The sequence below is a fragment of the Mycolicibacterium lacusdiani genome (assembly GCF_021916785.1).
Taxonomy (GTDB): Bacteria; Actinomycetota; Actinomycetes; order Mycobacteriales; family Mycobacteriaceae; genus Mycobacterium; species Mycobacterium lacusdiani.
In genome coordinates this window covers 1-5,240 of record NZ_JAKCFC010000020.1, presented here as the reverse complement: position 1 = coordinate 5,240, position 5,240 = coordinate 1, and the positions used below count along the sequence as shown (strand labels likewise).

Genomic DNA, 5,240 nt, shown 5'->3' with positions numbered 1-5,240 from the left:
ACGGTGGGACACGAAGACCTCCGGAGTGAGTTGGTGCGTTCCTAGACAGCTCGCACTTCACTCGGAGGTCTTCGTTATGTCACCACGCCACGCCGTACCTAACGTCCGTGGTCAGTACACCTAGCCGAGCACGTCGCGGAGGCGGTCGGCGAACGCGTCGGGAACTGCCATGAAGCCGCCGTGGTCGCCGGGGAACTCGGCGAGTTCGGCGCCGAGCAGGTCGGCGGTGGCACGCGACGTCGCGTCGGTCAGCAGCGTGCTCGACTCGACGCCCAGTCCGATCACGATCCGGGCGGGTGCTGCGCGCAGCGCCTCGACGTCCGGGAGGTACCGCGTCGTCGACGCGAGATCGTGTTCGAAGAACCGGCCCGACTCGGCGGCCTGATCACCGGTGGGTTCCGGGGCGCCCTGCTCGCCGGGTCCGTCGCCCTCGGGCAGGTCGAAGCCAGCGTTGACCATGAAGTGAACCCAGGCGGCCTGGAACCCGTCCCGGTGGTAGGTCGCGATGATCGCGTCGGTGGCCGCCCGTTGCTCGGCCGCGTCGGGGAGCAGTTCGGTCAGCGGCGGCTCGTGGGCGACCAGGGTGCGCACCTTGTCGGGATGCCGTGCGACGAGTGCCAGACCGGTGACCGCGCCGCCGCTCGAGCCGAACACGTCGGCGGACCCGGCGCCGACCGCGTCGATGATCGCCGCGACGTCGTCGGCGCGGATGTCGGGCGTGGACGGGCTGGTCGGGTCGTCCAGCGGACTTCCGGCGTACCCGCGCGGGTCGTAGGTGACGACCGTGTGGTCGGCGGCGAGCGCGTCGGCGACGGTCGTGAACTCCGAGGCGGCCATCGGCGAGCCGATGACGAGCAGCAGGGGCCCGGCACCACGCACTTCGTAGTGCAGTCGTGCGCCGGGAACGTCGAGCGAGTGGGAGACGGCTCCGTCAGTGATGGTCATGCCGGTGCAGACTGGCTGCCGCGGCAGAACTCATCGCGTCACTCGGTGCGCAGGCGCGACTCGACGAACGTCTCGAGCTGCTCCCACTGCGCGACGGCCTTGGCGTACGGCGCGGGGGGAGCGGTCACCGTCTCGGGATTCAGAGCGTGGGCCACGAAGCGGCCCAGCGGCTGGTCGGGGTCGAGGGCGGCGTCGACGGTGGTGTCCTCGGCGTAGTCGCTCACGTCGCGCAGCAGTTCGACCGCGAGATCGAGCTGGTCGCGGTCGATGGCATCGGGCCCGTCGGCGATGTCGTCGGCGAGACCGCTGAGAACGTAGACGTTCTCCTCGGTGACCTCGATCTCGAGCGAGCCGTCGGTCGCGGCGGTGCGGACGTCGTCGTAGGTCGACAGTTCCGACAGGTCACTCTCGTGTTCGTCGGCGAGGTAACGGGCCAGCGCGCGCTCGGAGCCGAAGACGCTGATGCGTCCGTTGCGACCCAGGAAGACCGGGTTCTCACCGAGGTAGCAGCGCAGCGTGTAGTAGGTGCCACCCCGGCTGATGATGCGGATCGGGTCGATGCCGACCTGGACCCAGAAGTTCTCGTCGGTGCCAAGGACCTGATCCTCGGCGTGCGCAGCGAGCGCGTCCTCCTCGTCGTCGGTGTCGACGACGCCGTCGATCACCGGCTCCTCGGCTTCGGCTTCGGGCTCGTCGGGTTCGGGCGCGGGCTCGGCGAGTTCGGCCGCGGCCTTCTCGGAGGCTGCCGAGTCGACGTCGGGAACGGTGACGACCTCGTCGATCGAGTCGAGCACCGATTCCCAGTTGCGTCCGATGACGCCTTCGATCTCGGTCCAGCGCTTGCGGCCCGGGCGTCCGGCGAACGCGTCGATGCCGCCGCCGAGGGAGCCAAGCACCGGGTTGCCGTTGAAGAACTTGGCGACCGCGGTCAGGTCGCAGACCGATCCGAGCGACTGCACGATCGACAGCGACCGAAGAAGGGATGCCACCGAGCCCTCGGTGGGCTTCTCCGCGGCGACCTCGGGCACGTCGACGAGGTCGTAGACGTGCTCCTCGTCGGGGTCGCAGCGGTGGGCCGTCGCCTCGACCAGCGCCAGCCACGCGGGGTGGTCGGCGAGGTCGTTGTCCTTGCTCGACCGGACGAACGCCACCAGGTCGGCAACCGACTCGAAGGCGTAGAGATCATCGTCCTTGCCGAGGAAGCCCTGCCATTCGTCGTCTGCGTCCCGCCAAGACGGAGCCCACAGGGTGTACAGGTCGCCTTTGGTCAGTCCGAGCCGGACCGGCACGATTTCCGCAGCCATGCGGCACAGCGTAACGACGTCGCTCGTAGAACTGACACGGTCCTCGTTTCGAGAGGTCGCGTCGGTGATGTTGGCGGCTATTTGCTCGAGTCCGGGCGGTTCACCGAAGCCTGCCAAGCTGCCACGCTGAGCATGATGAGGTACGCGCCTGCGCCAAATCGGTAATTCGTGCCGAGGACCATGCGACGCTCCAATGCTTGCGGTGTATGTCGAGGTTCCCCATCGATGGTCCTCAGCAAACCTGAGAGTTCCACTCAATTCACCTCATAGAAAGCTAAGTCTTGCTTTAATCGCGCGATTTCATCCGGCCGCCGAACGGCCACGTCGGTCTCAGCGACACTCCCTGCGCCGTCGATCGTCATGCGGTGGGCCGCCAGAAACCCTGAAAACCCTGGCCCGCGTTGGTCGTACGCACGGGGGAGAGTTGCACCGGGTCGCCCGCCTCGACCATCAGGCCGTCGCCGACGACCATCGCAACGTGCCCGTCCCACACGGCGAGGTCGCCGGGTCGTAGCGACTGGCCGTCGACCCGCGCCCCGATGTCCTGCTCCTGAGCCAGGCGCGGGATGTCCAACCCCGCTTCGCGGTAGGCCCACTGGGTCAGCCCACTGCAGTCGAGGCCGACGCCGGGGGTGGTGCCGCCCCAGTCGTAGGGGACGCCCAGTTGGGTCAAGGCATGTCGCACGGCGCTGGCCGCCACCTCGTTGGGCGCCGTCGCACTGCCGCCGCCCGGCAGGTTGATCGCCGTCTCGCTGCCGAACTGCTCGGGGCGGGTGGTGGTCACGGGTCGGTTCGTCGGGCTACCGGCGGGCGTAGCGCCGGCGGGTGCAGCCGCCATCGTCCGAAGTCCCGACGCGGCGGCTGTCAGCGGTGCTGCAGCGGACCACCCGGCCGGGCTGGTGGGGCTGGACGGTGTCGCAGTAGGCGTGGTGGTGACCGCGGCCTGGTGGGTGGCCAGGTCGGTGGTCAGGCCGTCCACCACCGTTGCCGCCTCGTCGAGTGCGCCCTGCGCCTCCGCGGCGAGCGCCTCCGCAACCCCGGGCTCGTCGAGGTGCGGCTCGAGTTCGGCTGCCCTCGACTCGAACGCCGCGATGATCGCGTCCAGCCGTACCCGGGCGCGGGCGACCGCGTCGGCGGCCGCGCCGACCGTGGCTCCGAGGCGTTCCGCACGCCCGGCCATCGCCTCGATCGCCTCGACCGTGTGGCGAGTGAAGTCGTCCGCGGCGACCGCCGCCTCGCCGGTCCAGTTCGTCCGCGCGGTGTCGCTGCTCAGCGCTGCGGCCACGTCGGCCAGTGCGCTCGGGAGGCCGGTGAGTAGACCGGCGACGTCGGTCGAGCCGGTGCCGAGCGTCGCCCGCAGGTCGTGGAGTGGCGCGGCCAGCGCCGCCGCGACTGAACCCGGCACCGATCAGATCCCGACGGAACCGACGGCCTGACCGACCCGGAGGTCCGCCTCGTCGAAGGCATCGGCCGTCGTGGTGCCCGCGTTCGACGCAGCGACGGCCCGCGCGGTGAGCCCATCGGCGGTCTGTGCTTCGGACGTCAGTGCGTCGGCGACCGCGGCGAGGAAGTCGGCGCCAACGGACCCGAACGCGTCGGGTGGCGGCGCGACTCTCGCGAGTGCGGCGGCGAGCGCTTCCAGGTCGGTCGAGTGCCTGGCGTGGGACGCGGCGAGGGCGCGGATCGCGGGGATGTCGGCGTGCACGTACTTACGACGCCGGTCGAAGCGCTTCGGTTCCATTAGGGTTCCGCCCATGGACGTCCGGGTCGTCGATCATCCTCTCGCCGCTGCGCGATTGACCAAGCTGCGCGATGAGCGCACCGACAACGCCGGCTTCCGCGCCGCGCTGCGCGACCTGACGTTGATGCTCGTTTACGAGGCGACTCGGGACTTGGCGTCCGAAGCGGTGCCGGTGCGCACGCCGCTCGCGGACACCACCGGGTCGCGGTTGGCGTCGCCGCCACTGTTGGTGCCGGTACTGAGGGCCGGGCTCGGCATGGTGGATCAGGCGCACGCCCTGATCCCCGAGGCGCACGTCGGGTTCGTGGGTGTGGCGCGGGACGAGACCACGGCTCAGCCGACGCCGTACCTGGAGTCGCTGCCGGAGGATCTGAGTGAGCAGCCGGTGATCGTCCTGGATCCGATGCTGGCGACCGGGGGGTCGATGGCCTACACGCTGGGGCTGCTCAAGGCTCGTCGGGCGGTGGACATCACGGCGGTGTGCGTGGTGTGCGCGCCGGAGGGCATAGCTGCCCTGGACCGCGTGGTGCCGGACCTGAAGCTGTACACCGCAGCGGTGGACGATGGTCTGAACGACGTCGCCTACATCATGCCGGGGCTGGGCGACGCCGGGGATCGGCAGTTCGGTCCGCGCTGAATTGTGTTTCTGCGGTTGTTGATTCGGTGAACTGACGCCTGATCGCCGGGGAGGCGACCGTCGAAATGCCCGACTCTGAGCGACAACTCGCGACAATGGGGTGTGCGGCCGCATGAATCGTCCTAGCGTCGCCCTGTCGCCGGCTCCTGGCCAGACCGTGCCTCGTCCCGCTAGCTCCTCAAGCTCCCCGTGGGGCTCTCGACCCGCCACGCTGACGGCTATACGCCGCTCTGTGGCCCGCCCGGTTCACTACGCCGTGACGCGTTGCTCTACACCACCCCACCGACGAAAACGCGTTCGCCTGAACGACTTATCCCCAGTGCTGGTTTCATCCACAGACTGGTCAGCATCGGTTTTCGGCGCGGATTCCTGTCACTCCCAGGTTGTCTTGAGTCAAGGAGTTGGCAGGATTTCCAGGTTAATGGGGTTCAGGTAAGCCTGTTGTGGGGTGCGGTCCTGGATGGCTTGGTGTGGTCGGATGGTGTAGTAGATGACGCGAAAGCGGTGGGCTTCCATGTCGAGGGCATCACCGTCGCCGATGTAGCCGCGGAAGAGGTGCTCGTATTTCAGCGTCTCGAAGAATCGCTCGATGACGCCGTTGGTCTGCGGTGAT

Annotated in this window: 6 protein-coding genes; 1 reads left to right on the top strand and 5 read right to left on the bottom strand. The window is 68.9% G+C overall.

Annotated features, from left to right (window positions below; all coding sequences use genetic code 11):
* Positions 1–120: 120 nt before the first annotated feature.
* From LOK44_RS29615 to LOK44_RS29600, 4 genes are all read right to left on the bottom strand, one after another.
* Positions 121–945 carry an alpha/beta fold hydrolase gene (locus tag LOK44_RS29615; protein WP_237573660.1) on the bottom strand — a complete coding sequence of 275 codons (825 nt, stop codon included), beginning with the start codon at positions 943–945 and terminating at the stop codon, positions 121–123.
* Between the two features lie 38 nt (positions 946–983).
* Positions 984–2,249 carry a protein export chaperone SatS gene (gene satS, locus LOK44_RS29610; protein ID WP_237573659.1) on the bottom strand — a complete coding sequence of 422 codons (1,266 nt, stop codon included), beginning with the start codon at positions 2,247–2,249 and terminating at the stop codon, positions 984–986.
* A 358-nt stretch (positions 2,250–2,607) separates the two neighbouring features.
* Complete coding sequence (locus LOK44_RS29605; protein WP_237573657.1) at positions 2,608–3,654, bottom strand: C40 family peptidase; 1,047 nt, start codon at positions 3,652–3,654, stop codon at positions 2,608–2,610.
* 3 nt (positions 3,655–3,657) lie between these two features.
* Positions 3,658–3,990 (bottom strand): type VII secretion target, encoded by a 333-nt coding sequence (locus tag LOK44_RS29600; protein WP_237573656.1) that lies wholly within the window; start codon positions 3,988–3,990, stop codon positions 3,658–3,660.
* Positions 3,991–4,003: 13 nt separating this feature from the next.
* On the opposite strand from LOK44_RS29600, the gene upp reads away from it, so the two are divergent.
* Positions 4,004–4,627 (top strand): uracil phosphoribosyltransferase, encoded by a 624-nt coding sequence (gene upp / locus LOK44_RS29595; protein ID WP_237573654.1) that lies wholly within the window; start codon positions 4,004–4,006, stop codon positions 4,625–4,627.
* Between the two features lie 393 nt (positions 4,628–5,020).
* Here upp and LOK44_RS29590 read toward each other — a convergent pair.
* Positions 5,021–5,240, bottom strand: a 220-nt coding sequence (locus tag LOK44_RS29590) for an integrase core domain-containing protein (RefSeq protein ID WP_237573653.1), incomplete at its 5' end; no start/stop codon positions are given.